Genomic DNA, 22,021 nt, shown 5'->3' on the forward strand with positions numbered 1-22,021 from the left:
ACAGGTCAGGCGTCAAAATCGGCTCCTAAACGCGTGATAAAACCGAGCATCACCTGCAGCGCGATCTCGACATCGGCCACGGCGACCTGCTCGGCCGGATTATGACTGATGCCGCCTGCACACGCGATAAACAACATCGCCGTCGGGCAAAGCGCCGACATGATCATCGCGTCATGCCCCGCGCCACTCGCCAACCGCCGATCCGGCTGCCCCGCCGCCCGCGCCGCATCGGCGAGCAGACCGACCAACTTCGGATCGCATAAACTCGCCGGCAGATCATTGGTCTGCTCGATCGTCACGCCAATGCCCCGCGCCGTGCCAATCGCGTCGATCGCGTCACGGATCGCCCTGGCGGTTGCATCCCGCACACCGGCATCCAGCGCGCGGATATCGATCGAGAACTCCACCCGCCCCGGAATCACGTTGGTCGCATTCGGCGAAACGGTCATCCGCCCGACCGTCGCCACCAGATCGGCCGGCCCGCCATGCGCCAGCCGCTCCACCGCCAGCACCATTTCGGCCGCCGCGGCCAGCGCATCGCGCCGCAGCGTCATCGCGGTCGTGCCGGCATGCCCCGCCATCCCGTCGACCACGACCCGATAGCGCAGTTGCGCGGCGATCCCCGTGACGATGCCCACCGCCAGCCCCTCGCCGTCGAGCGCCGGCCCCTGCTCGATATGCGCTTCGAGATAGGCGATAACCGACCCCGGATCGCGTAGCGCCCCCGAAAGGTCCGTCACCCCGGCGAAGGCCGGGGCCGCTGCGTTGTCGGAAGCGACACCAGCCCCCCAGCGGTCCCGGCCTCCGCCGCGACGACGATAATCGGCGAGCGCCTCCCGAACCGAAACGCCATCCGCATCGCAAACCGCCAGCACATCCCCCGCCACCGGCCCCACCAAAGCCCGGCTCGTCAGCATCGCGGTCGGAAATCGCGACCCCTCCTCGTCCCCGAACGCGATCACCTCGATCGCAAACGGCAACCGCCGCGCCGCATCGCGCAAGGCCGAAACGCATTCGATCCCCAGCATCACGCCCAGCGGCCCATCATACCGTCCGGCGTCGCGCACGCTGTCGATATGGCTGCCGATCAGCAGCGCTGGAGCCTCCGGCGTCACGCCCTCGTAGCGCCCGATCAGATTGGTCGCGGCATCGTACCAGACGGTCATCCCCGCCGCGATCATCCACTCCGCCACCTGCGCCTGCGTCGCGACGAAGCCCGGCGTCAGCCACGCGCGAAACAGCATGTCCGGCGCATCGCTATACGGTGCCACGCCCAGCGCATCGCATCGCGCCACCGCCCGCGCGCCGCCACCTACCACGCCGCCACCGCCCCATCGCTGCGGGGATCGGTCGCCCCCTCCAACACACCGTCGGGATGCCGCACGATCGCCCCGGCATGCCCCATCGTCGCCGTGAACGGATCGAGCAACTCGACCTGATGCCCCGCCGCACGCAGCTCATCGTACAAAGCCAGCGGGAAGCGATCCTCGATCTTCAGGCTGGTGCTGGCATCGCCCCACGTCTTGCCCAGCAACCAGCGCGGCCGGGTGATCGCCTCCTGCAACGACACGCCGTACCGGGCATAGCGCGAGAAGATCGCCGCCTGAGTCTGCGGCTGACCTTCGCCGCCCATCGTGCCGTACGCCATCACCCGCCCGTCATCGAACCGCGCCAGCGCCGGGTTCAATGTGTGGAACGGTTTGCGTCCCGGTTTCAACGCGTTCCACCCATCCCCCGCCAACCGGAACGAACTCCCACGATTCTGCCAGGTAATCCCGGTGGACGGCAGCACGATCCCCGATCCGAACTCGAAATACGTACTCTGGATGCAAGACACCACGCGCCCCTGCGCATCGGCGGCCCCGAACCAGCACGTATCCCCCGCGCTCGCCGGCTGCGGCCAGGGCAGCGCCCACGCCGGGTCGATACGCGCCGCCATAGCCTCCAGCCCGGCCGCATCGTCCAGCACGGCCTGCGGATCGACCGTCATGTACGCCGGATCGCCGACATGCGCGTCGCGGAACAGAAACGCCTGCTTGGTCGCCTCGACCAGCCCGTGGATATAGTCGAAGCCCTCGAAATCCTCAGCCTTCAGCCGATCGAACAAGGCCAGGATCAGCAGCGACGCCATGCCCTGGGTCGGCGGCGCGGTGTTGAACAGGGTCGCGCCTGCAATGCCGACCCGCAGCGGCGCAGGCCGGGTCGCGGCATGCAGGCGCAGATCCATCCCGGTCACAGGGCTGCCCACCGCCTTCAGATCCGCCTCGATCATCCGCGCGAGCGATCCGGTGTAGAACCCCTCCAACCCATCGCGCGCCAGCAACGTCAGCGTGCCGGCCAACAGCGGCTGGCGCAAAATCTCGCCCTCGCGCAGCGGCCTGCCATTCGGCTCGAACGTCGCTGCCCAAGCCCCGGGAAGATCGCGTAATTCAGCACCCTTCGCCGCGCCAATCTCCGCCCCGCCGCGCGTCACCGGAACACCACGCTCGGCATACAGGATCGCATCGCGCAACAGTCGCCCAAGGGGCAAAGTCCCGCCGCTTTCCGCGAGCGCCGCAGCCCAGCCCGAGATCGTCCCCGCCACCGTATTCGCCGCCAGCGGCCCCCGCCACGGAATGCTCTGAAGCCCGGCATAAAGCGCCAGATCCGCACTGCGCGCCGCCGCGCCGCACGCATCGATCGCATGCGTCCGCCCGTCCGGTTCCGCGATCAGCCAGAACCCGTCCCCGCCGATCCCGGTCATATGCGGATAGACCACCGCCAGCGTCGCCGCGACCGCAACCGTCGCCTCCACCGCATTGCCGCCGTCGCGCAGCACGCTCAATCCCGCCTGCGCCGCCAGATGATGCGGTGCGGTCACCATGCCCTGTAGGCTCGTCACACTATGAAGCATGGCCCTCTATGCCCCCGGTCGGGCACGGCGGCAACGAGACCGACCCATCGCGCCGTCGCCACCGGACGGCAGCGAATTCGGTCCCTGTTCGGTCGGCATGCGGCGATCCCCCAAATTTTCAGGCCCGCTCCCGCCACGCCGGTCTGCGCCGGATTTGGATGCAGCGTATCACGCTGATCGCGAAGGGGAAGTCCCCTCTGACGGTGACACCCCGATCACCCCGGCCGCCTCCAGCTGCCGGGCATAAGCAAACAACGCCCCCTCCCGCCCCGGTGCCCCGATCAGCTGCGCGCCGAGCGGCAATTTCCCCGGTCGGCGTAGCGGAGCGGCGATCACCGGCAGGCCGATGAAACTGATCGGCTGCGTCAACCGCCCAAGATGCGCGCGCGCCGGCACGCGCTCCCCATCCACGGTGACGACTGGATCTTCGATCGACGGCGCTACCTCCCCCACACAGGGTGCGACCACGATGTCGCAATGCTGGAACACCGCGTCCGCCGATGCCCGAAAGCGCGCGCGCACCTCCAACGCGGCAAGATATTGCGCCGCCGGCAGCATCGCCCCGGCGATCAACCGGTCGCGCGTCGCCGGGTCGAATGCCATCGCCCGGCGCCGAAGCTCCGACAGATGCCGCGCCCCGCCCTCCGCCGCGGTCATCAGGAACGCCGCCGAACGCGCGGCATCCACGTCGGGCAAAACGACTTTGGGCAGGGTATCGAACGGCCTCAACGCGTCCGCCATTTCGGCCGACAGATTGTCGACAAACCAACCGCTTAACTTCGCCACCCGAAAACCTGTCTCAGGTTCGCCGGTCTCGGCTTCGAACGCCTCGCCGCCGAGCACCCGGTACACCAATTCCAGCTCGGCGATCGAATTCGCGAACGGCCCGATATCGTCGAAGCTGTCGACGAACGGATACACTCCGGCCATCGGCAAGCTGCCATGCGCCGGCTTGTAACCATAAAGACCGCACAGGGCCGCCGGCACGCGCACCGACCCATTGGTGTCCGATCCCAGCGCGATCGGCATCATGCCCGCCGCCACCGCCGCCGCGGAACCACCGGAAGAGCCGCCCGCCAATCGCCTGATATCGTGCGGGTTCTTGGTCGTGCCGAACGCCGCATTGACGGTCGCGAAGCCATACGCGAACTCGTCCATGTTCAGCGTCGCGACCAGCACCGCCCCGGCGGCGCGCATCCGCTCGATCGCCTCGGCATCGCGCACGGCCGGAGGCGCATCGCGAAGCATCGCCGCCCCCGCCGTCGTCGGCAGGCCCGCGACGTCGAACAGATCCTTCACGCCGTAAGGAACGCCCGCCAGCGGACCGGGGTCGCCGCCCGCCGCCACGACGGCATCCACCGCCCCCGCCTCCGCCAGCGCCCTCTCCTCCAGCAACCGCGTCACCGCGCCGATCGTCCCATCCCGCTCCCGGATCAGCGCGATACTGTGCCGGGCGACCGACACCGCAGGCACCCGCCCGCCCCGCACCTCGGCGGCAATATGGATGGCGGACCCGTTCACGCCTGCGCGGCAAGTTCGGGATCGACGCGCCGCGCATGTTCCGCCAGCAGCGCCAAATTGGCCGCCACGCCGGACAAACATTCCGCCGGTATATCCAGCGCGAGCATCGCCCGGGCCATCGCCGCAATCTCGGGTTCGGTCAGCGCGATCATCATGCCACCATCACACCGCAAAGCGCGAGCGCGCGCAATGGGCCTTGGTCGGACGACGGCATTCCGCCTCCCAGACAGTTGAAAGGCCATCAGGGAAGGCTATTCAGGTATTGAGGTGCAGACGTTGCTAGCGAGCTTGTTTGCTGCCAACCCGATGCTACGGCGACGATCCCGTAGGGCATCAGAATGTTTGTGATAGACGATGAATGGCACGCCGAACCCGTCGGCGAATTTGCATCCTTGGCGGATGCGGAAATTGAATTGCGCCGCTTAGCTTCCCTCGCCTGGAACGAGGCTCCCAATGCCTGCCCCTGCACAAGCTGGCGAACATGTGGTCGGCGTTATCATGTAATTGAATATGACACGTCTTGGACGCCCTGGAGGCAGCTTCGGACCGCAGCCCGTCTCGAAGTTTCCGCAAAGGGGGTAATTTGGCTACCAAATGATCCGAAGGAAAATGCCCCCGAGCGCCCATAAAATGGCGTGGTGATAGCAAGAACTGAATGTTTAGTTGCCGGTCGTCGTCAACGCGTCTCAGGCAATCTCATCTGGAAGCCAACACCGGTTCTCATCGGTAACGAACTTTTCAAGCTGCTTGAGATCGACACCGTAGCGCCTGCAAAGACCAATGATCTCCCGGAGATCCTCGCAGGTGGGCGGACGGGTAAGATTGATGAACAAGTCTCTTACCGCTCCATGGTAGCCGCCAACGAACGGCATTCTGTCGAGCCATTCGAAAAAAGCCCGCTCATCCAATTGGCTATAGTAAAGCACGCTCGTAGCGACGATCTGTAGATTTTGCTCGGTCATGCCAAAGATTGGCACCGCTTGTTGCGTTCAGCAATGTCCGCATTTGGGCGATATCAGCCGCCATCACCCAAAACCGAACGATCCAAAAAGTCGCTGTCCTACATCCGATCGGCATGTCAGGCTGTAGCAATGCCGTATGGTCAATCCTTGCGAAGTCCATGATTGCCGAACGGACGAGGTCGACCCGCCAGCTCGGCCCGACCGCCGATAGTGCGTGAACTTGTGTGAACTTCGCGCCGAGATAGCCGCCCCCGCCCGCCCATTCGGGTCAATCTTAAGAGACCGACGCGCCATGCCCCAATATGAAATCGACGGAAAACGCCCCGCCCTCGCCCCCGGCGCATGGGTCGCGCCCAGCGCGGATCTGGTCGGCGACGTGCACCTGGCCGAGGACGCGAACGTGTGGTTCGGGGCGGTGATCCGGGGCGACAACACCCCGATCCTGATCGGCGCCCGCACCAACATCCAGGAAGGCGCGATGTGCCACAGCGACCCCGGCGCGCCACTCACCGTGGGGGAGGATTGCACGATCGGCCACCACGCGATCCTGCACGGCTGCACGATCGGCAACCGCGTGCTGATCGGCATGGGCGCGATCATCCTCAACCGCGCGACGATCGGCGAAAATTGCATCGTCGGCGCGGGCGCGCTCGTCACCGAGGACAAGGTCTTCCCACCGAACAGCCTGATCGTCGGCAGCCCGGCCCGCGCGATCCGGGAGCTGGACGGAAATACGGAGGCCATGCTCCGCATCTCCGCCCAACATTATGTCGAAAAAGCCCATGCCTGCGCCACCGGGCTCAAGCGTATCGACTGATCCGGCTCAGCGCGCCGCCCAGGCGGTGACCGCCGGGCGCAACCGCTCGGTCGTCTCGCGCCGCGCCGCCATCCCGGCGACGACCCGCGCCGCGCCATTCTGCGCGCCGGCCGGCAAATTCTTGGCGGCGAAGGCGGTGATCTTCGCCGGCATCGCCGGATCGTTCGATCCACCGCCCAGCCCAGGCACATAGTTCGACCGCGCACTCGCCTCGGTGAAGCCATCGACCAGGGCGAAATTGGCGACCGCGAAATCAAACGCCATGTCCGGGTGCCGTCCCGCCACCGCGCGCAGCAGGCCGGCCTTCTGCGGCGCGCTGATCTGGTCGGTCTTGATCAGATCCAGCGCACGCTGCGCCAACGCATCACTCCGCGCACCACCCAGCGCGCGGATATAGCCGTTACGTGCCACCGGGTTCTTCTCGGCCAGCGCGATCTTCAGCAGCGCGTCCCATTCGGCCGGGGTGGCGTTCAGCGCATAGGTCGACAGGATCGGCGCACGGATCGCCGGCGGGATGGCGTTCGGATCGGTCGCCAGCGCCGCGACGTATTTGCGCGCCATCGCCATGATCTCGGCATCGCCCGTCGCCCCCAGCCCGCGGATCAGCGTCTCGCGCAGATTGGTCACCAGCGGCGATTCCCCCGCCACCGCCTGATAGCCGACGCGCCGCATCACCGGTGCCAGCAGCTTCGCGTTGCGCCGGTCCAGCGTATCGCCCAGCGGCGTGTTCGCGAACCGCTCGGCGATCCCGCCGATCTGCCCCGAGACCATCGCCCATTCGATCGGATCGGCCTCCACGGAAACCCTGTCGAGCAAGGCGAGATAGCCCGCCAGATCCTGATCCCCGCTCATCGCCAGCGCGAAATCGTCGCCCAGCGTGCCGAGCTGATCGGTCAGCGGCAGCTTCGTGAAATCCCGCACGATCGCGGCATGGCCCGCCGCATCGTATTTGGCACGCAGATAGCTGCCCTTGCCCTGGTTGAGCACCACCGTGCCGCATCCCTTCAGCGTCACCGCCGTCGGTGCCGCCCCACGCACGATCACGTCGCTATCCGTCTGCCCGAGCACGCCGAGCCGGAGCGGCACGCGCCACGTCAGCGGCTGTTTCGACACCGCATCCAGCCCGAAGCGCCCCTGCGTCAGCGTCGCCTTGGTCATCCCGCCACTGCACGTCGCGCCGGTCAGCGTGATCAGCGGCACGCCCGGCTGCAACGTGAAATCATGCGCGATATCCGCCACCGGCTTCCCCGCCGCGGCTGAGAGTTCGGTCCACAGCTGATCGGTGACGGTGTTGCCGTATTTGTACTTCGCCATGTAGCGGCGGATGCCCGCGCGGAACACGTCCGGCCCCAGCGTCGATTCCAGCATCCCGATCACCGCCTGCCCCTTCTGGTAGGTGATGCCGTCGAACGCCCCGCCGATCTGGTCCACCGAATCGATCTTGCGAATGATCGGATGCGTCGCGGCGGTCGCGTCCGCGCCCAGCGCGCTTTCGCGATCGGTCGATACGGCGGTCGCCTTCGCGTTCCAGTTCGGGTTCAGATCGGTGGTCGCCTTGTTCTCCATCCACGAGGCGAAGCCCTCGTTCAGCCACAGATCGTCCCACCACGCCATCGTGACGAGATCGCCGAACCATTGGTGCGCCATTTCATGCGCGACGACGGTGTAGATGCGCTGCCGGTTGCTCTCGGTCGCCCGTGCCGGATCGAACAGCAATTCGTTCTCGAAGTAGAAGATCGCGCCCCAATTCTCCATCGCGCCGAACGTCTGGCTGGATCCGGGGCCGGCGATCATATCCAGCTTGGGCAGCGGATACGGCACGCCGAAATAATCGTTGTAATAAGACAGCAGGCGCTTGGCGGCGTTCAGCGAATAATCACCCTGCGCGCCCACGCCGCGACGGCTGATGATGCCGATCTCGGTCTTGCCGGCCATCACCGTATGGCGCTCCATGTCCCCCATGCCGAGGAACATCAGATAGCTCGACATCTTGGGGCTGATTGCGAAGCTGTAGAGCTGAGTCCCGTCCGCCTGCTTCGTCACGCTGGTGGCCGGCATGTTCGAAAAGGCGAGCTGCCCGGCGGGTGCAATCGCGCTCACCTTGAACGTCGCCTTGAACGACGGCTCGTCCCACAACGGCGCGAAGCGGCGCGCGTCGGGAGCCTCGAACTGAGTCGCCAGCATCCGCGCCGCGCTGCCATCCGGATTCTTGTAATCGATCGCGAACAGGCCGAGCGGCGACTGGTTGATCTTGCCGGTCCAGGTGAAGCGCAGATCGTGCAGCCCCTTCGCCGCCGCCTTGGGCAGCTTGACGGTCAGTTCCTGCGATTCCTTGTCCAGCGTCACCGGCACGCTCGCGCCGTCGAACGTCGCGGTGGCGATCGCCAGATCGGCGGCGTTCAGTGTGATCGTCGATGTCGCCTCGCGCACATCGACCTTGATCGTCTCCGTGCCGGAAAAGGTCATCGCCGCCGCATTGGGCGTGATGCGGATGTCGTAGGACACCGGCGCGACGGTCGTGGGCAATTGTCCTGCGGCGAAAGCAGGCGAAGAAATTCCAAGCAAAAGGAACGGGATGACACGCTTCATGGGGAGGACGACCTTATCTTTGTGTGTTGCCGCCCTAATACGATCGACACGCTTGGCAAGAGCCTCTCGCGGCAAGCACGCGAGCGATGCGCTGGACAGTCATTTCAGTTGCGCTATGAAACGCACCCATGAGTCTGCCCCCCATCCTGCAACGCCTGCGCCTGCCCATCATCGGGTCGCCGCTGTTCATCATCTCCGGTCCGGATCTGGTCATCGCCCAGTGCAAGGCGGGTATCGTCGGCTCCTTTCCGGCGCTCAACGCCCGCCCGCAGGCGCTGCTCGACGAATGGCTGCATCGCATTACCGAGGAACTTTCGGTCTGGAATCGCGACAACCCGGATCGTCCGGCGGCCCCCTTTGCGGTCAATCAGATCGTGCATAAATCGAACGAGCGGCTCGAGGCCGATCTGGCGACCTGCGCCAAGTGGCAGGTGCCGATCGTCATCACCTCATTGGGCGCACGTGAAGATCTCAATACCGCCGTCCACGGCTGGGGCGGCATCACGCTGCACGACGTGATCGACGATCGCTTTGCCCGCAAGGCGATCGAAAAGGGTGCCGACGGCCTGATCGCGGTCGCGGCCGGTGCCGGCGGCCATGCGGGGCGCCTGTCGCCCTTCGCGTTGATCCAGGAAATCCGCCAATGGTTCGATGGCCCGCTGGCCCTGTCCGGCTCGATCGCCACCGGCGATGCCGTGCTGGCGGCGCAGGCGATGGGCGCGGATCTCGGCTATATCGGATCGCCCTTCATCGCGACCGAGGAGGCCAATGCCGATCAGGCGTACAAGGACGGCATCGTCGCGGGCAAGGCGTCGGACATCGTCTATTCGAACCTGTTCACCGGCGTACACGGCAACTACCTGCGCCAGTCGATCGAGGCCGCGGGCATGGACCCGGACAATCTGCCCGAGGGCGATCTGAAGACGATGAATTTCGGCTCCGGCGGCAACGATGGCGGCGGATCTAAGCCCAAGGCGTGGAAGGACATCTGGGGTTCGGGCCAGGGCATCGGCGCGGTCACGGCGGTGGAATCGGTCGCGGTGCGCGTCGATCGGATGGAGCGCGAATACAAAGCGGCACGAGCGCGGCTGGGGGTTTGAGCATTCCTCTCGATTGGAAGCTGACTAAACCCCGTTCGTGCTGAGCTTGTCGAAGCACACGTCCTGAGCATGCCCTTCGACAGGCTCAGGACGAACGGCGGTTGATTATAGTGGCCGGGTTATCGCGAGCAGGATTCAATCAGGCTGTTCCTGCCAGCGATATATCCGGCTTTTAAAACGCCATCGCCAGCCGCGCATGCAGCGATTGCACCGGGCTCGCCGCCACGATCTCCGCCTGCGAATCATCCAACCGGGCAACCCGGCGATAAAGATCGGCGCTCGCCGCGATCAGGCCCCGCGCCTGGGGCGGCATGTTCGCCACCGCGCCGGGCTCGCTCACCGGTGCCGGCCCCAGCCGCCGCGACGGATCGAGCGCATCCGCCGCCCGCAATTCGCCAGCATCGACCGCGCGCTGCGTCAACAACCAGGCGATCACATGCATCAATCGCGTCGTCACTTTCAGCGATTCACAGCTGAACGACACCCGCGACATCGGGTCCAGCGCCTCGCGTTCCACGCGCCCGGCCTCGTCGAAATAACTCCGTGCCTCGTCGGCAAGCACCATCGCATCGACATACAACGTGTCGATCAGGCGGCGCTGCATGCGCGGGTCGGTCAAAATACCCCTCATTCGCACCAGAGTGGCAGAAAGCCCGGGTCAGCGACATAGCTGCGCCGGTATATTTGTAAGAATCGATCGTCCCAAAGCGGAGCATGAGCCCGCAAGCTCATGGATCGGCAGGCGCGCGTCAGGCGATGATGTCCGGCACCAGCTGATCCTCCAGCATTCCGATCTCGTCCCGCAGGCGCAGCTTGCGCTTCTTCAGCCGCGCCAATTGCAACTGGTCGGTGGACCGGGATTCGATCAGCGCGAGAATCGCTGAATCGAGATCGCGATGTTCCGTGCGCAGAACCTCAAGTCGCTTGGCAATCTGCGTTTCGTCCATGCATCCCCCGTCGCACGCACCCTAGCAAATTGCACTGGCCAGCGTGAACGGCAAAACGGTCTGGCGCATAAATCTGCTCCGCCTGCCGAAATGTTACAAATCGGATGAAGACAATTTACCTTTGGCGTGTTTCTATCAGTCCCCAGCACAAGCACTGAAGGAGGATTGCTTCCATGCAGACCGCACATTTCTCAGCACTTGAAGCCAAGCATGCCGGCCTCGACAAGAAGATCGCAGCCGAGTCGCAGCGCCCCCTCCCAGACGCGACCACGCTCGCGGCGCTCAAAAAACAGAAACTCCGCATCAAGGAAGAAATGACCGCGCAATAGCGGCTGACCGTTTCGCCTCGCGTCCGGACGTTGCCGGATCGCGAGGCTTCAGCGGCGCGGCGCTGGTTTCAAATAGACCGAAGTTTTCGAGGCAACGCCTGCGGACTTGCGCGCCCGCATCGGGTCGATCTGACGACCGAACGTAACTCCGATCCGCCCAGCCTTCACCCAGGCGACCGCGCCGGACACTTTGCCGATCCCGCGCATCTCGCACTCGACCTCTGTACCGGCGGCCAATTCCCCCTGATATTCGGCCATCAGGCCACCGGGCGAGAGATTGCGCACGCGCACCTGTTTGCCCTGGTCGGACCCGGTCGGGCGAAGGTCCGCTATCAGGAATAGGCTGTCGCGCCCGCGCTCGGTCTCTTCGGCCGCCAGGCCGTCGAAGGGGTCGTGAGGAAAATGGTCCATCAGATCGCTCGAAACGGCCTCCGTTCGATCTGTGGGTAAGCCGAAAATGCTACCAATTCGCTTAATCGGAACCGCGTCTCAGTCTTCGCGCGAAACCTTCTCGTTGCGCTCGTGCTTTTCCTGAGCCTCCACCGTCATCGTCGCGATCGGTCGTGCCTCCAGCCGCGCCAGGCTGATCGGCTCGCCGGTCACTTCGCAATAGCCGTATTCGCCCTCGTCGATGCGACGCATGGCCGCGTCGATCTTCGAGATCAGCTTGCGTTGCCGGTCGCGGGTGCGCAGTTCGATCGACCAGTCGGTCTCGCTCGATGCACGGTCGGTAAGATCCGCCTCGCGCAGGGAGTCGACTTGCAATTGCGACAGCGTCCCCGCGGCCTCCTTCAGGATGGCATCTTTCCACGCCTGAAGCTTGCCACGAAAATACTCCTGCTGCTTCGGGTTCATAAACTCTTCGTCGGCGCTGGGCCGATAGCCCGCGTCGTTGGCCGGAGCCGAAGGTTTTCCAGAGTCGTCAAACCGATTCAAGACCGTTGCCATCCCACTCTCCCTTGGTCGCCCGACGCTTTTGCGCCCGTGTCGCCCATGCTGCCCACACCCCTAATGGCGCGCCTATACAAGCGCCGATGCCGCTCGACAAGCAATCCGGTGGCGGGGCTCATGAACGCACCGCCTTAAGCAGCGCGGGGTTGCAGTTTCGTGAAATCTTGGTTCCGGCACATCATTCATCACGCGCGATCAACAATGCAATAAAGTTAATATTATGATAGTAATGAACGGTCGTTCCGTACCGCAATGATACGTTAACCGTGATGTAGCGCAGTCATTCGAGAAAAAAGCCAAGTCATCTTCAGAAAGCTTGGTTAACGATCTTGAACTTAATTCTTTGTTCGGCACTTTGGTGGAATAGCGGCCCATCAGCTGCTGTGAAACGGGGTCGACGGCAACGTCGGTAACAAGAGAGTGACATCATGTCGGTGCGTATGGCCTTGGCTAAATTGTGCGCTTGCACCTGTGGCGGCGCCCTGATCGGCGGCGGTGCTGTGCACGTCGCGGATGGTGCGAAAGCACGTCAGGTCTACGCCCAGAAGCAGACCAAGCGCGTCGTGCGCCGCGTGACCACCACGAAGGTCGCCAGCGCCGCCGGCCACTCGGCCAGCCGGGTGCGCCGAATCGTGACGCAGACGCGCACGGCCTGCCCGCCCGCTGTCGTCACGCTGACCAGCCAGGGCGCGCCGATTCCGCTGCCCCCACCCGCCTTCGCGGGTTCGAGCGGCGGTGGCGGTGGCGGCCTGACGGTGATCGGCGGCAGCGGCGGCTTTGGCGGAGGTGGCGGGTTCTTCGGCGGCGGCTTCTTCGGCGGCAGCGGCGGATCGAGCGGCAGCGGCGGTATCGTCATCTCCTCGACCAGCAGTTCTTCCGGCGGATCGACCAGCAGCAGCGGCGGTTCGACCTCATCGGCAAGTGGCGGCTCCAGCGGCGACATCTCGTCGGGCGGCAGCGGCGGATCGTCGACCAGCAGCAGCACCGGCGGCGCGCAGGTCTCCAGCACATCGTCTTCGGCAAGCGGCGGATCGAGCGGCAACGTGTCGTCCGCCTCGGGCGGTAGCAGCGGCAACGTCTCGTCCGCATCGGGCGGGTCCAGCGGCAACATCTCCTCCGCCTCGGGCGGCAGCAGCGGCAATGTTTCCTCGGCCTCGAGCGGCGACGTATCGTCCTCCTCGAGCGGCAACGTGTCGTCGTCGTCGTCGACCTCATCGTCGTCCAGCGGCAACGTCTCCTCGTCTTCCGCGTCGAGCGGCAACGTGTCCTCTTCCTCGGCCAGCTCGTCTAACGGCAGTTCGACCAGCACCTCGTCCGCCAGTTCGTCGAACGGCAGCGGCGGCAACAGCAGCTCGACAAGTTCGAGCAGCTATGGGTCCAGCAGCTACGGGTCCAGCAGCCATGGCTGGGGCAGCAGCGGCGGCTGGAGCTCGAACGGCGGCTGGAGCAGCAGCGGCCATGGCGATCCGCCCGGCGGATCGAACGGCGGCAGCACCGGATCGACCGGCGGCACCCCGGCCCCCGTCCCGGCCCCTCCGATGGTTCTGCTGTTCGGCGCGGCAGCGGCGGCTTTGGTGGCGCGCAAGCGGTTCGCGAAGAAGGATGCAGTCGCGGCCTGACATTCTCACGCTTTGCTCAAAACAGGAAAGGGCCACCGCCGTGAGGCAGTGGCCCTTTCCTGTTTCAACACCGTCATCCCGGACTTGATCCGGGATCCAACAAGCGGCTTGGTAGTGCGGCCGAATTTGGCAGGAACGCGTGCGGCACGTTGGATCCCGGATCGAGTCCGGGATGACGGCATATTTGGGGACAGGCCCCTATCTCACGCCGCCAGCAGCGCCTTCTCGATCTGGTCGATCGGATGCCCGGTCAGATCCTTGTCGATCTCGCCGGTCAGCCGGCTGCTCACTTCCTTGTGATAATGCTTGCGCAATTCGCCCAGCGTCTTGGGCGGCGCGACGATGATCAGCGATTCGAAATCGTTCTTCAGCGCGCGACGTTTGAGCAGGTCGGCCGTCTCGGCAGCAAAGCGATCTTCCTCCAATTGGTGGAAATCCACCTCCTGCATCGAATTCTGTCCGCCGCCCACGCTGGATGAGGACCGCCCGGCATGGTCGCTCTTCTGTGCGCCGTCACTGGGATTGTCCTGCTCGACCGCGCGTTCCACGATCAGATTGGGATGCACGGCATCGCCTTCGTTGCGCAGGAACAGCATCTTGCGGCCATCGGCGACGACGACGACGGAATTGTGCGGGACCTGCATGCGGAATATCCTTTTTCTGGTTGATCGTATGCAGGGTAACGCCCCGCAACGGCTGCGGGTTGCGCGAGCGCGGACGCGGCGGCATAGCCCGCGACATGCATGACATCCGCCTGATCCGCGAAAACCCGCAAGCTTTCGACGCCGCGCTGGCGAAGCGTGGTGTGTCGCCCATCGCTCACGAATTGGTTCAACTTGACGAGCAACGGCGAAAAGTTGCTACCCAGCTTCAGGCCGAACTCGCAGAAAGAAACGCCGCAGCGAAAGCGATTGGTGCAGCTAAGGCTGCAGGAAACGAGCTGGCGGTTCGCGCTTTGATGGATCAAGTTGCACACCTCAAAACGAGAGTCCCGACGCTTGAAGCGTCGGAACGCAACGCCGCAACCGGTCTTAGCGAACGCCTCGCGGCGATTCCAAATCTCCCCCTCATCGATGTCCCAGAAGGCGCAGACGAGAACGACAACCAGCTCATTCACACTTGCGGAACACCCACGATTTTTTCTTTCCGTGCAAGGGAGCATGACGATATCGGCCAAGCCCTCGGCCTCGATTTCGAAACTGGCGCGGCGATGTCGGGTTCGCGATTCACGTTGGTGCGCGGCGACGCCGCCAAATTGCATCGCGCTCTGGGGCAGTTTATGCTCGATACTTTGACGGAGCAGCACGGCTACGAACTCTGCGTGCCGCCGTTAATGGTACGCGACGAGGCGATGTTTGGAACCGGCCAGTTACCAAAGTTTACCGAAGATTTGTTCAAAACGATGTTAAGTTTCGATCATAACGACGTAAAATCGAAAATTGATGACGAGATTTATAAATACGGCGAGCTTTCGCTCACCGAGAAGCAGACCGATAAAGTCAAAAATGATTCTTTTGAGAGTTTTAAGAAGATATTTGAAGGTTCACCAGCCAACCGCCGCTGGCTGATACCCACCGCTGAAGTCAGCCTGACCAACATTGTGCGCGAAAAAATCCTGAGCGAAACCGAACTCCCGTTGCGCTTTACCGCGCTCACTCCCTGCTTCCGCTCGGAGGCCGGATCGGCGGGCCGCGACACGCGCGGCTTCATCCGCCAGCATCAGTTCGAGAAGGTCGAGATGGTCTCGATCGTCACGCCCGACGCGTCCGAAGCCGAACACGAGCGCATGACCGCGTGCGCAGAAGGCCTGCTCGACGCGCTCGGCCTGCCGTTCCGTCGCATGAAGCTGTGCACCGGCGACATGGGCTTCACCGCCGCGCGCACCTACGATCTCGAAGTCTGGCTGCCCGGCCAGAACCAGTATCGCGAGATTTCCAGCTGCTCGACCTGCACCGATTTCCAGGCTCGCCGCATGAACGCGCGCTATCGTCCGGAAGGCGAGAAGGCGACCCGCTTCGTCCACACGCTGAACGGCTCCGGCCTCGCGGTCGGGCGAACGCTGGTCGCCGTGGTCGAGAATTATCAGCAGGAGGACGGATCGGTGGCGATCCCCGACGTGCTGCAGCCATACCTCAAGGGGCTCAACCGGCTGGAGCCGGCGTGACGGTCGCTAATCGACTTCCGTTCGGGCTGAGCCTGTCGAAGCCCACGCGCTGCGCATGCCCTTCGACAGGCTCAGGGCGAACGGAGGTTGTATGCGCATCCTGATTACCAACGACGATGGCTATCACGCCCCCGGCCTCAAGGTGCTGGAGGATATCGCCGCGCATTTCTCCGACGATATCTGGGTCGTCGCGCCGGCCGACGAGCAATCCGGCGCAGGCCATTCGCTCACGCTCAGCCGTCCGATCCGCGTCCGCAAACATATTGACAAACGCTATGCCGTCGCCGGCACGCCGACCGATGCGGTGATGATGGCGCTCGCCCGCATCATGCAGGACTCGCCACCCGATCTGATCCTGTCCGGCGTCAATCGCGGTGCCAATCTGGCCGAGGACGTGACCTATTCCGGCACCGTCTCCGCCGCGATGGAGGGCGCGCTGGCCGGCGTCCGCTCGATCGCGCTCAGCCAGGTCTATGCCCGAGAAGGCATGGGCGACGCCGTGCCGTTCGAGGCCGCCACCGCCTGGGGCCAGCGCGTGCTCGCACCGCTGATCGATGCGCCGCTCGCGCCCCGCACGCTCGTCAACATCAACTTCCCTGCCTGCCCTGCCGATCAGGTCAAGGGCATCCGCATCGCCCATCAGGGCCTGCGTGATTACGGCCGCCTGCAGGTCGATACGCGGTGCGATCCGCGCGGTTACGAATATCACTGGTTCTCGTTGGGGCCGGTGATCCAGACCCCGGCGCATGCCACCGATCTCGAAGCGGTCGCCGATGGCTATGTCGCGGTCACCCCGCTGCATCTCGACCTGACACATTACGAATCGGTCGATATGCTGAACGCGGCGTATCGATAGCGGGAGCGAAGGCATGGGCGGACGGATCGCGGCACTGATCGCCACCGCCGCGCTCGGCGCTTCGCTGCTCGGGGGCTGCATCCCCAATGGCGAGCGCCCCGCCTCCTACGATCGTTACCCGCCCGCCGGACAGGCACCCCGCCCCGAGACCGATCCGCAAGTCGCCTACGAACCACAGCGCGCCGACCCCTTCTACGCGGGTAAAACCGTGCGGCAATTGCCCAGCCCCCCGCCCGCCTGGCAATCCCGCCCCGTCACCCCGGATGCGCAGACGATTCCCGCCGGCAGCTACACGGTCCGCCCCGGCGAAACGTTGCGCGCGATCGCCGATCGCACTGGCGCGGGATCGGAGGCGATCGCCCGCGCCAATGCCCTGCCGCCACCCTATGCGATCCGCGCCGGTCAGCGGCTGGCGATCCCGGCGGGACGCTATCACCTCGTCCGGCAGGGGCAGACCGGCATCGCCATCTCCCGCGCTTACGGCATCGATTGGTCGCGCATCGTCACCGCCAACGATCTTTCCGCGCCGTTCGTGCTGCGCGTCGGATCGCGCATCGTCATCCCGGGCAATGCTCCGGGCCGCAGCAGTATCGAGGAACGCGCCGCCGCCTTCAAACTGGACGTCGACGATCTCGTCACCGGCAGCATGCCCGCCATCGCCGCGACCGAGCGCCCCGCCGCGCCGACTAAATCGCCCGCCCGCGTGCTACCGCCGACCACCCCGTTCAAGGAACCGGAGCGGCTGCGCGGCGCCTTCATCTGGCCGGTGCAGGGCCGCGTCGTCGGCAAGTTCGGCCCCGGCGCGAGTGGCGAGAAGAATAACGGCATCAAGATCGCCACGCCGATCGGCACGCCGATCAAGGCCGCCGCCGACGGCGTGGTCGCCTATGCCGGCGAGGAGATCGCCGCGCTGGGCGGGCTGGTGATCGTCAAGCATGGCGACGGCTGGACCACCGTCTACGGCCATGCCAGCCGCTTGCTCGTCCAGCGCGGCCAGGCGGTAAAGCGCGGCCAGACGATCGCCCTGTCGGGGGATTCGGGCTTTGCGGATCGCCCCGAATTGCATTTCGAGATGCGCAAAGGCCGGACGCCGGTGAATCCGGTCGCGCAATTACCGACACTATAGTTTCGATCGCTGCAAAAACCCGCTAAGCGCCACCGCATCATGACCGAGCACACCTCCCCCCTCCTGCGCACCCTCGCCGAGCGTGGCTATATCCACCAGACCACCGACGCGGCCGCGCTCGATAAGCTCGCCAATACGCAGATCGTGCCGGGCTACATCGGTTTCGATCCCACCGCCCCCTCGCTCCATGTCGGCAGCCTCGTCCAGATCATGCTGCTGCGCCGCTTGCAGCAGACCGGGCACAAGCCGATCGTCCTGATGGGTGGCGGCACCGGCAAGATCGGGGATCCGAGCTTCAAGGACGAAGCGCGCAAGCTGCTCAGCGGTGACGGCATCCAGACCAATGTCGCCTCGATCAAGCGCATCTTCGAACGCTTCCTGACGTTCGGGGATGGCCCCACCGACGCGGTGATGCTCGACAATGCCGAATGGCTCGATGCGCTCGAATACATCCCGTTCCTGCGCGATGTCGGCCAGCATTTCAGCGTCAACCGCATGCTCAGCTTCGACAGCGTGAAGCTGCGGCTCGATCGCGAACAGTCGCTCAGCTTCCTCGAATTCAACTACATGATCCTCCAGGCCTATGATTTCCTGGAATTGTCGCGCCGGGCGGCATGCCGATTGCAGATGGGCGGCAGCGATCAATGGGGCAATATCGTCAACGGCATCGAACTCTCGCGCCGCATGGACGGCACCGAAGTTTACGGCATCACCACCCCGCTGATCACTACCGCGGACGGCGGCAAGATGGGCAAGACGATGTCCGGCGCCGTCTGGCTGCACGAGGATCAGCTGCCCCATCACGACTACTGGCAATTCTGGCGCAACACCGACGATCGCGACGTCGGCCGCTTCCTGCGCCTGTTCACCGATCTGCCGCTCGACGAGATCGCCCGCCTCGAATCGCTCGAAGGTGCGGAGATCAACGAGGCCAAGAAGATCCTCGCCAACGCCGCCACCGCGATGTGCCGCGGCCCGGTGGCGGCCGACGAGGCGGCGGAGACCGCAAGACGCACGTTCGAGGAAGGCTCGGTCGGCGGATCGCTCCCCACCTTCGCCGTGTCCGGCAGCATCGGCGTGGTCGATGCGCTGATCGGCCTCGGCTTCGCCAAGTCCAAGGGCGAGGCGCGCCGCCTGATCCAGGGCGGCGGCGCGCGGGTGTCGGGCGAGAAGGTCACCGACGAGGCGATGACCATCGCGGTCGGCGGCGAACCGGTGGCGATCGCGGCGGGCAAGAAGAACCACGGCCTGCTCGTCGCCGGCTAATCGCCTATCGCACCCAGAACGGGTCGATCTGCCTCATTTTACGTAATTTTTTGCGTGATCGAAATCGTTAAGCAGGTTCATTTCGATCTGCTTTACGCCCCTGACCATAGCGTTGGTAACGCGATCATTTGGGGGATCAAAGACCATGGCCATGGGCAGCGCCGCCTACGCCGACAGCCGCGTCGCTCCACGCGACGAAGTTCATTACCGCGCCCGCGCCTTCGGCCCGGATGCGCGCGCCCTGTCGCTGCTGGTGGTCAACATCTCCGCACAGGGGCTGATGGCGCGCTACGATCACGATCTGCCGGTCGGAGCGCGTCTGCGCGTCACCCTGCCGGTGGTCGGCGTGGTCGTGGCGGAAGTGCGCTGGTCGCATCTCGGCCGCATCGGCTGCGAGCTGGACAGCGCGATCGGTGTCGCGGAATATTACGACCTGCTCGCGGTGCTGGTGAAGGGCCGCTAGCCCGACCGCAACAACGCCACCCCGGCATCGCGTTCGAACAGATACAAGGCCGTCCGCGCCGCCTGCCCCCGCTCGCCGCTCAATCCCCCATCGCGATCGATCAGCAGGCGAGCGTCGTCGGTCGCGACCGGCAACAGGTCACCCAGCATCTCGGGCGTAGCGATCCGGAACGCCGCCTCGCCCGATTGCTTGGTCCCCAGCAATTCGCCCGCCCCGCGCAACCGCAAATCCTCCTCCGCGATGCGAAACCCGTCATTCGTTTCCCGCATCAGCGCCAGCCGCGCGCGCGACGTTTCCCCCAAAGCGTTGCCGCGAATCAGCAGGCAGTTCGATTTGCCCCCGCCCCGCCCGACGCGCCCGCGCAACTGATGCAATTGTGCGAGGCCGAAGCGATCCGCCGCCTCGATCACGATCAGCGTCGCATTCGGCACGTCCACGCCGACCTCGATCACCGTCGTCGCCACCAGCACGCCGGTCCTGGCCCCGGAAAAGTCGGCCATCACCGCATCCTTCTCCGGCCCCTTCATCCGCCCATGCACCAGCCCGACCCGATCGCCGAACCGCGCCCGCAACGTCTCCGCACGCGCCTCGGCGGCGGCAAGGTCGCTCTTGGCGCTCTCCTCGACCAGCGGGCACACCCAATAGGCCTGCCCGCCATCGGACAGGTGCCGCGCCAGCGCATCGACCACGTCGGCCAGACGGTCCTCCGAGATCACTCGCGTCTCGATCGGCTGGCGGCCGGGCGGCATTTCGTCCAGCTGGCTGACGTCCATCTCGCCATAATTGGCCAGCGTCAGCGTGCGCGGGATCGGAGTCGCGGTCATCGCCAGCAGATGCGGAACCGCCTTCGCCTTGGCCTGCAGCATCATTCGCTGCGCCACGCCGAAGCGGTGCTGCTCGTCCACCACGACCAGCCCCAGATCCTTGTACGACACCGCTTCCTGGAAGATCGCATGCGTGCCGATCAGGATATCGATCGTGCCCGCCGCGAGGCCCATCAACGTCGCCTCCCGCACCTTGCCCTTGTCGCGCCCGGTCAGGATCGCGACTTCGACGCCGAGGCCTGCCAGTTGCCGCCGTAGCGTCTCGTAATGCTGCCGCGCGAGGATCTCGGTCGGCGCAAGCAACGCGCCCTGCGCGCCGGCCTCCACCGCGATCAGCAGCGCCATCGCCGCGACCAGCGTCTTGCCCGATCCGACATCGCCCTGCAGCAGGCGCAACATCGGCTGCTCCTGTGCCAGATCGCCCTCGATCTCGCGCACCGTCCGCGCCTGCGCGCCTGTCAGATCATAGGGCAGCTTCAGCGCATCGCGCAGCCGCCCATCACCCTGCAACGCCCGCCCCCGCCGCGCCCGCGACGATTGCCGCACCAGGCTCAGCGCGAGCTGGTTGGCGAACACCTCGTCATAGGCCAACCGCTCCTTCGCTTTGGCATCGGACGGATCGGCATGGATCCGCGCCAGCGCCTCGCGCCACGCCGGCCATTCGCGCTTCGCCAGCAAACCCGGCTCGATCCACTCAGGGAGTTCCGGCGCACGCTCGATCGCCTGTGCCGTGAGTTGCCCCATGCGGCGCGAAGTTATGCCCTCAGATAGGGGATAGATCGCCTCCCGCTCGCCAGCATCCGGCGCTTCCTCCAGCGGCAGGCAGTAATCGGGATGCACGATCTGCAATTCCTGCCCGTACATCTCCAGCCGACCCGAGACGCGCCTCGCCTCGCCCAAAGGTGCCAGCTTCTTCGCCCAGCCGGGATGCCCGCCGAAATAGACCAGGCTAACGTAATTGCCCGCCGCATCGGTCGCCTGCACCCGCGTCGGCCCGCGTCCGTTGCCCGAGCGATAGCTTTGCGCGGTCAGCGTGATCGCGATCGTGCGCCCGGCATCGGCCATGTCGAGGATCAGGCGCGGCACCCGATCGATCCACCCGGTCGGCAGATGGAACGCAACATCGACGATCCGTTCCAGCCCCAGCCGCTCCAGCGGCTTGGCCAGACCGGGGCCGATGCCTTTCAGCGCCGTGACTTCGGCGAACAATGGATTGAGGATATCGGGCCGCATGACTATCTGATGGCCTTACCCCTCCCCGACGTGCGCCGCTAGCGCCCGCCGGCAATCGTCGTTGGAGTCTGCATGGATCGCGAGATACGCCTGAAACGCCTGCACTTCCGCGCGCATCACCGCGGCGTGAAGGAAGCGGATCTGCTGATCGGCGGATTCTTCGACGCGCATGGCCGGTCATGGGACGAGGCTGAAATGCAATTGTTCGAAGATCTGCTGGAGGAACAGGACGTGGATATCATGGCCTGGGCAATCGGGATCGAGGCCTGCCCGGCCCGGTACGAGGGGTCGATCATGGAAGCGCTGAAACTGCTGAACTACGTGAAAGCGCCCGAGTAATCTCTAGCCCCTCCCCTTCAGG

23 protein-coding genes are annotated in these 22,021 nt (G+C 65.1%); 9 read left to right on the plus strand and 14 right to left on the minus strand.

Going from position 1 to position 22,021, the window contains the following annotated elements:
- Positions 1–5 precede the first annotated feature (5 nt).
- From U1738_RS03140 to U1738_RS03160, 5 genes are all read right to left on the minus strand, one after another.
- Entirely contained in the window at positions 6–1,319 is a 1,314-nt protein-coding gene (locus U1738_RS03140; RefSeq protein ID WP_332787559.1) for a Zn-dependent hydrolase, read from the minus strand.
- Positions 1,313–2,893, minus strand: a complete 1,581-nt coding sequence (locus tag U1738_RS03145) for a gamma-glutamyltransferase family protein (RefSeq protein ID WP_332787560.1) — start codon at positions 2,891–2,893, stop codon at positions 1,313–1,315. The genes U1738_RS03140 and U1738_RS03145 overlap by 7 nt, the downstream gene beginning before the upstream one ends.
- A gap of 168 nt (positions 2,894–3,061) precedes the next feature.
- On the minus strand, positions 3,062–4,414 hold the full coding sequence (locus tag U1738_RS03150) for an AtzE family amidohydrolase (protein ID WP_332787561.1): 1,353 nt from the start codon (positions 4,412–4,414) through the stop codon (positions 3,062–3,064).
- Positions 4,411–4,569: an AtzG-like protein gene (locus tag U1738_RS03155; RefSeq protein WP_332787562.1), complete on the minus strand. Its 159-nt coding sequence runs from the start codon at positions 4,567–4,569 to the stop codon at positions 4,411–4,413. The genes U1738_RS03150 and U1738_RS03155 overlap by 4 nt, the downstream gene beginning before the upstream one ends.
- A gap of 531 nt (positions 4,570–5,100) precedes the next feature.
- Positions 5,101–5,376, minus strand: coding sequence for a hypothetical protein (locus tag U1738_RS03160; protein WP_332787563.1), 276 nt, complete (start codon positions 5,374–5,376; stop codon positions 5,101–5,103).
- A gap of 292 nt (positions 5,377–5,668) precedes the next feature.
- Between U1738_RS03160 and U1738_RS03165 the strand changes: the two genes are divergently transcribed.
- On the plus strand, positions 5,669–6,193 hold the full coding sequence (locus U1738_RS03165) for a gamma carbonic anhydrase family protein (protein ID WP_332787564.1): 525 nt from the start codon (positions 5,669–5,671) through the stop codon (positions 6,191–6,193).
- Between the two features lie 6 nt (positions 6,194–6,199).
- Here the strand turns inward: U1738_RS03165 and U1738_RS03170 are convergent, their stop codons facing one another.
- Positions 6,200–8,719, minus strand: coding sequence for a M1 family metallopeptidase (locus U1738_RS03170; RefSeq protein ID WP_332787565.1), 2,520 nt, complete (start codon positions 8,717–8,719; stop codon positions 6,200–6,202).
- Positions 8,720–8,910: 191 nt separating this feature from the next.
- On the opposite strand from U1738_RS03170, the gene U1738_RS03175 reads away from it, so the two are divergent.
- The gene (locus tag U1738_RS03175) at positions 8,911–9,882 is read left to right on the plus strand and encodes an NAD(P)H-dependent flavin oxidoreductase (RefSeq protein WP_332787566.1); all 972 of its coding nucleotides are present in this window, start codon (positions 8,911–8,913) and stop codon (positions 9,880–9,882) included.
- Positions 9,883–10,054: 172 nt separating this feature from the next.
- Here U1738_RS03175 and U1738_RS03180 read toward each other — a convergent pair whose 3' ends face one another.
- A complete protein-coding gene (locus tag U1738_RS03180; RefSeq protein WP_443026967.1) occupies positions 10,055–10,513 on the minus strand; it encodes a DUF1465 family protein in 459 nt (152 codons plus the stop codon).
- A 118-nt stretch (positions 10,514–10,631) separates the two neighbouring features.
- Positions 10,632–10,829 carry a YdcH family protein gene (locus U1738_RS03185; protein WP_332787567.1) on the minus strand — a complete coding sequence of 66 codons (198 nt, stop codon included), beginning with the start codon at positions 10,827–10,829 and terminating at the stop codon, positions 10,632–10,634.
- 173 nt (positions 10,830–11,002) lie between these two features.
- Here U1738_RS03185 and U1738_RS03190 point away from each other — a divergent pair, with 173 nt between their 5' ends.
- Positions 11,003–11,158, plus strand: coding sequence for a YdcH family protein (locus tag U1738_RS03190; RefSeq protein WP_332787568.1), 156 nt, complete (start codon positions 11,003–11,005; stop codon positions 11,156–11,158).
- A 48-nt stretch (positions 11,159–11,206) separates the two neighbouring features.
- Here the strand turns inward: U1738_RS03190 and U1738_RS03195 are convergent, their stop codons facing one another.
- The 5 genes from U1738_RS03195 to U1738_RS03215 all read right to left on the minus strand — a co-directional run bounded on the left by U1738_RS03195 (position 11,207) and on the right by U1738_RS03215 (position 14,372).
- The gene (locus tag U1738_RS03195) at positions 11,207–11,569 is read right to left on the minus strand and encodes a PilZ domain-containing protein (RefSeq protein WP_332787569.1); all 363 of its coding nucleotides are present in this window, start codon (positions 11,567–11,569) and stop codon (positions 11,207–11,209) included.
- A 78-nt stretch (positions 11,570–11,647) separates the two neighbouring features.
- Entirely contained in the window at positions 11,648–12,106 is a 459-nt protein-coding gene (dksA, locus tag U1738_RS03200) for an RNA polymerase-binding protein DksA (RefSeq protein ID WP_332787570.1), read from the minus strand.
- Between the two features lie 538 nt (positions 12,107–12,644).
- A complete protein-coding gene (locus U1738_RS03205; RefSeq protein WP_332787571.1) occupies positions 12,645–13,454 on the minus strand; it encodes a hypothetical protein in 810 nt (269 codons plus the stop codon).
- 39 nt (positions 13,455–13,493) lie between these two features.
- Entirely contained in the window at positions 13,494–13,694 is a 201-nt protein-coding gene (locus tag U1738_RS03210; protein WP_332787572.1) for a hypothetical protein, read from the minus strand.
- A gap of 237 nt (positions 13,695–13,931) precedes the next feature.
- Complete coding sequence (locus U1738_RS03215; RefSeq protein WP_332787573.1) at positions 13,932–14,372, minus strand: host attachment family protein; 441 nt, start codon at positions 14,370–14,372, stop codon at positions 13,932–13,934.
- 95 nt (positions 14,373–14,467) lie between these two features.
- On the opposite strand from U1738_RS03215, the gene serS reads away from it, so the two are divergent.
- The 5 genes from serS (at position 14,468) to U1738_RS03240 (ending at position 19,603) form a co-directional block, all read left to right on the plus strand.
- Positions 14,468–15,892 (plus strand): serine--tRNA ligase, encoded by a 1,425-nt coding sequence (gene serS, locus U1738_RS03220; protein WP_332787574.1) that lies wholly within the window; start codon positions 14,468–14,470, stop codon positions 15,890–15,892.
- Positions 15,893–15,983: 91 nt separating this feature from the next.
- The gene (gene surE, locus U1738_RS03225) at positions 15,984–16,748 is read left to right on the plus strand and encodes a 5'/3'-nucleotidase SurE (protein WP_332787575.1); all 765 of its coding nucleotides are present in this window, start codon (positions 15,984–15,986) and stop codon (positions 16,746–16,748) included.
- Between the two features lie 13 nt (positions 16,749–16,761).
- Positions 16,762–17,874, plus strand: a complete 1,113-nt coding sequence (locus U1738_RS03230) for a peptidoglycan DD-metalloendopeptidase family protein (RefSeq protein ID WP_332787576.1) — start codon at positions 16,762–16,764, stop codon at positions 17,872–17,874.
- Between the two features lie 39 nt (positions 17,875–17,913).
- Positions 17,914–19,140, plus strand: a complete 1,227-nt coding sequence (gene tyrS, locus U1738_RS03235; RefSeq protein WP_332787577.1) for a tyrosine--tRNA ligase — start codon at positions 17,914–17,916, stop codon at positions 19,138–19,140.
- Between the two features lie 145 nt (positions 19,141–19,285).
- On the plus strand, positions 19,286–19,603 hold the full coding sequence (locus tag U1738_RS03240; RefSeq protein ID WP_332787578.1) for a PilZ domain-containing protein: 318 nt from the start codon (positions 19,286–19,288) through the stop codon (positions 19,601–19,603).
- Here the strand turns inward: U1738_RS03240 and recG are convergent.
- Entirely contained in the window at positions 19,600–21,660 is a 2,061-nt protein-coding gene (recG, locus tag U1738_RS03245) for an ATP-dependent DNA helicase RecG (RefSeq protein WP_332787579.1), read from the minus strand. The two genes, U1738_RS03240 and recG, sit on opposite strands and share 4 nt — an antisense overlap.
- Positions 21,661–21,732: 72 nt before the next feature.
- Here recG and U1738_RS03250 point away from each other — a divergent pair, with 72 nt between their 5' ends.
- Positions 21,733–21,999: an FAD assembly factor SdhE gene (locus tag U1738_RS03250; RefSeq protein ID WP_332787580.1), complete on the plus strand. Its 267-nt coding sequence runs from the start codon at positions 21,733–21,735 to the stop codon at positions 21,997–21,999.
- Positions 22,000–22,021: the final 22 nt, after the last annotated feature.

The sequence above is a fragment of the Parasphingomonas caseinilytica genome, from assembly GCF_036663755.1.
Classification (GTDB): Bacteria; Pseudomonadota; Alphaproteobacteria; order Sphingomonadales; family Sphingomonadaceae; genus Sphingomonas.

Bases quoted from the DNA above. Each gene is read 5' to 3' on its own strand.
- U1738_RS03145 (WP_332787560.1), bottom strand. From the start codon at position 2,893: ATGCTTCATAGTGTGACGAGCCTACAGGGCATGGTGACCGCACCGCAT.
- U1738_RS03155 (WP_332787562.1), bottom strand. From the start codon at position 4,569: ATGATGATCGCGCTGACCGAACCCGAGATTGCGGCGATGGCCCGGGCG.
- U1738_RS03160 (WP_332787563.1), bottom strand. From the start codon at position 5,376: ATGACCGAGCAAAATCTACAGATCGTCGCTACGAGCGTGCTTTACTAT.
- U1738_RS03165 (WP_332787564.1), top strand. From the start codon at position 5,669: ATGCCCCAATATGAAATCGACGGAAAACGCCCCGCCCTCGCCCCCGGC.
- U1738_RS03175 (WP_332787566.1), top strand. From the start codon at position 8,911: ATGAGTCTGCCCCCCATCCTGCAACGCCTGCGCCTGCCCATCATCGGG.
- U1738_RS03180 (WP_443026967.1), bottom strand. From the start codon at position 10,513: ATGAGGGGTATTTTGACCGACCCGCGCATGCAGCGCCGCCTGATCGAC.
- U1738_RS03185 (WP_332787567.1), bottom strand. From the start codon at position 10,829: ATGGACGAAACGCAGATTGCCAAGCGACTTGAGGTTCTGCGCACGGAA.
- U1738_RS03190 (WP_332787568.1), top strand. From the start codon at position 11,003: ATGCAGACCGCACATTTCTCAGCACTTGAAGCCAAGCATGCCGGCCTC.
- U1738_RS03195 (WP_332787569.1), bottom strand. From the start codon at position 11,569: ATGGACCATTTTCCTCACGACCCCTTCGACGGCCTGGCGGCCGAAGAG.
- dksA (WP_332787570.1), bottom strand. From the start codon at position 12,106: ATGGCAACGGTCTTGAATCGGTTTGACGACTCTGGAAAACCTTCGGCT.
- U1738_RS03215 (WP_332787573.1), bottom strand. From the start codon at position 14,372: ATGCAGGTCCCGCACAATTCCGTCGTCGTCGTCGCCGATGGCCGCAAG.
- serS (WP_332787574.1), top strand. From the start codon at position 14,468: ATGCATGACATCCGCCTGATCCGCGAAAACCCGCAAGCTTTCGACGCC.
- surE (WP_332787575.1), top strand. From the start codon at position 15,984: ATGCGCATCCTGATTACCAACGACGATGGCTATCACGCCCCCGGCCTC.
- U1738_RS03230 (WP_332787576.1), top strand. From the start codon at position 16,762: ATGGGCGGACGGATCGCGGCACTGATCGCCACCGCCGCGCTCGGCGCT.
- tyrS (WP_332787577.1), top strand. From the start codon at position 17,914: ATGACCGAGCACACCTCCCCCCTCCTGCGCACCCTCGCCGAGCGTGGC.
- U1738_RS03240 (WP_332787578.1), top strand. From the start codon at position 19,286: ATGGCCATGGGCAGCGCCGCCTACGCCGACAGCCGCGTCGCTCCACGC.
- recG (WP_332787579.1), bottom strand. From the start codon at position 21,660: ATGCGGCCCGATATCCTCAATCCATTGTTCGCCGAAGTCACGGCGCTG.
- U1738_RS03250 (WP_332787580.1), top strand. From the start codon at position 21,733: ATGGATCGCGAGATACGCCTGAAACGCCTGCACTTCCGCGCGCATCAC.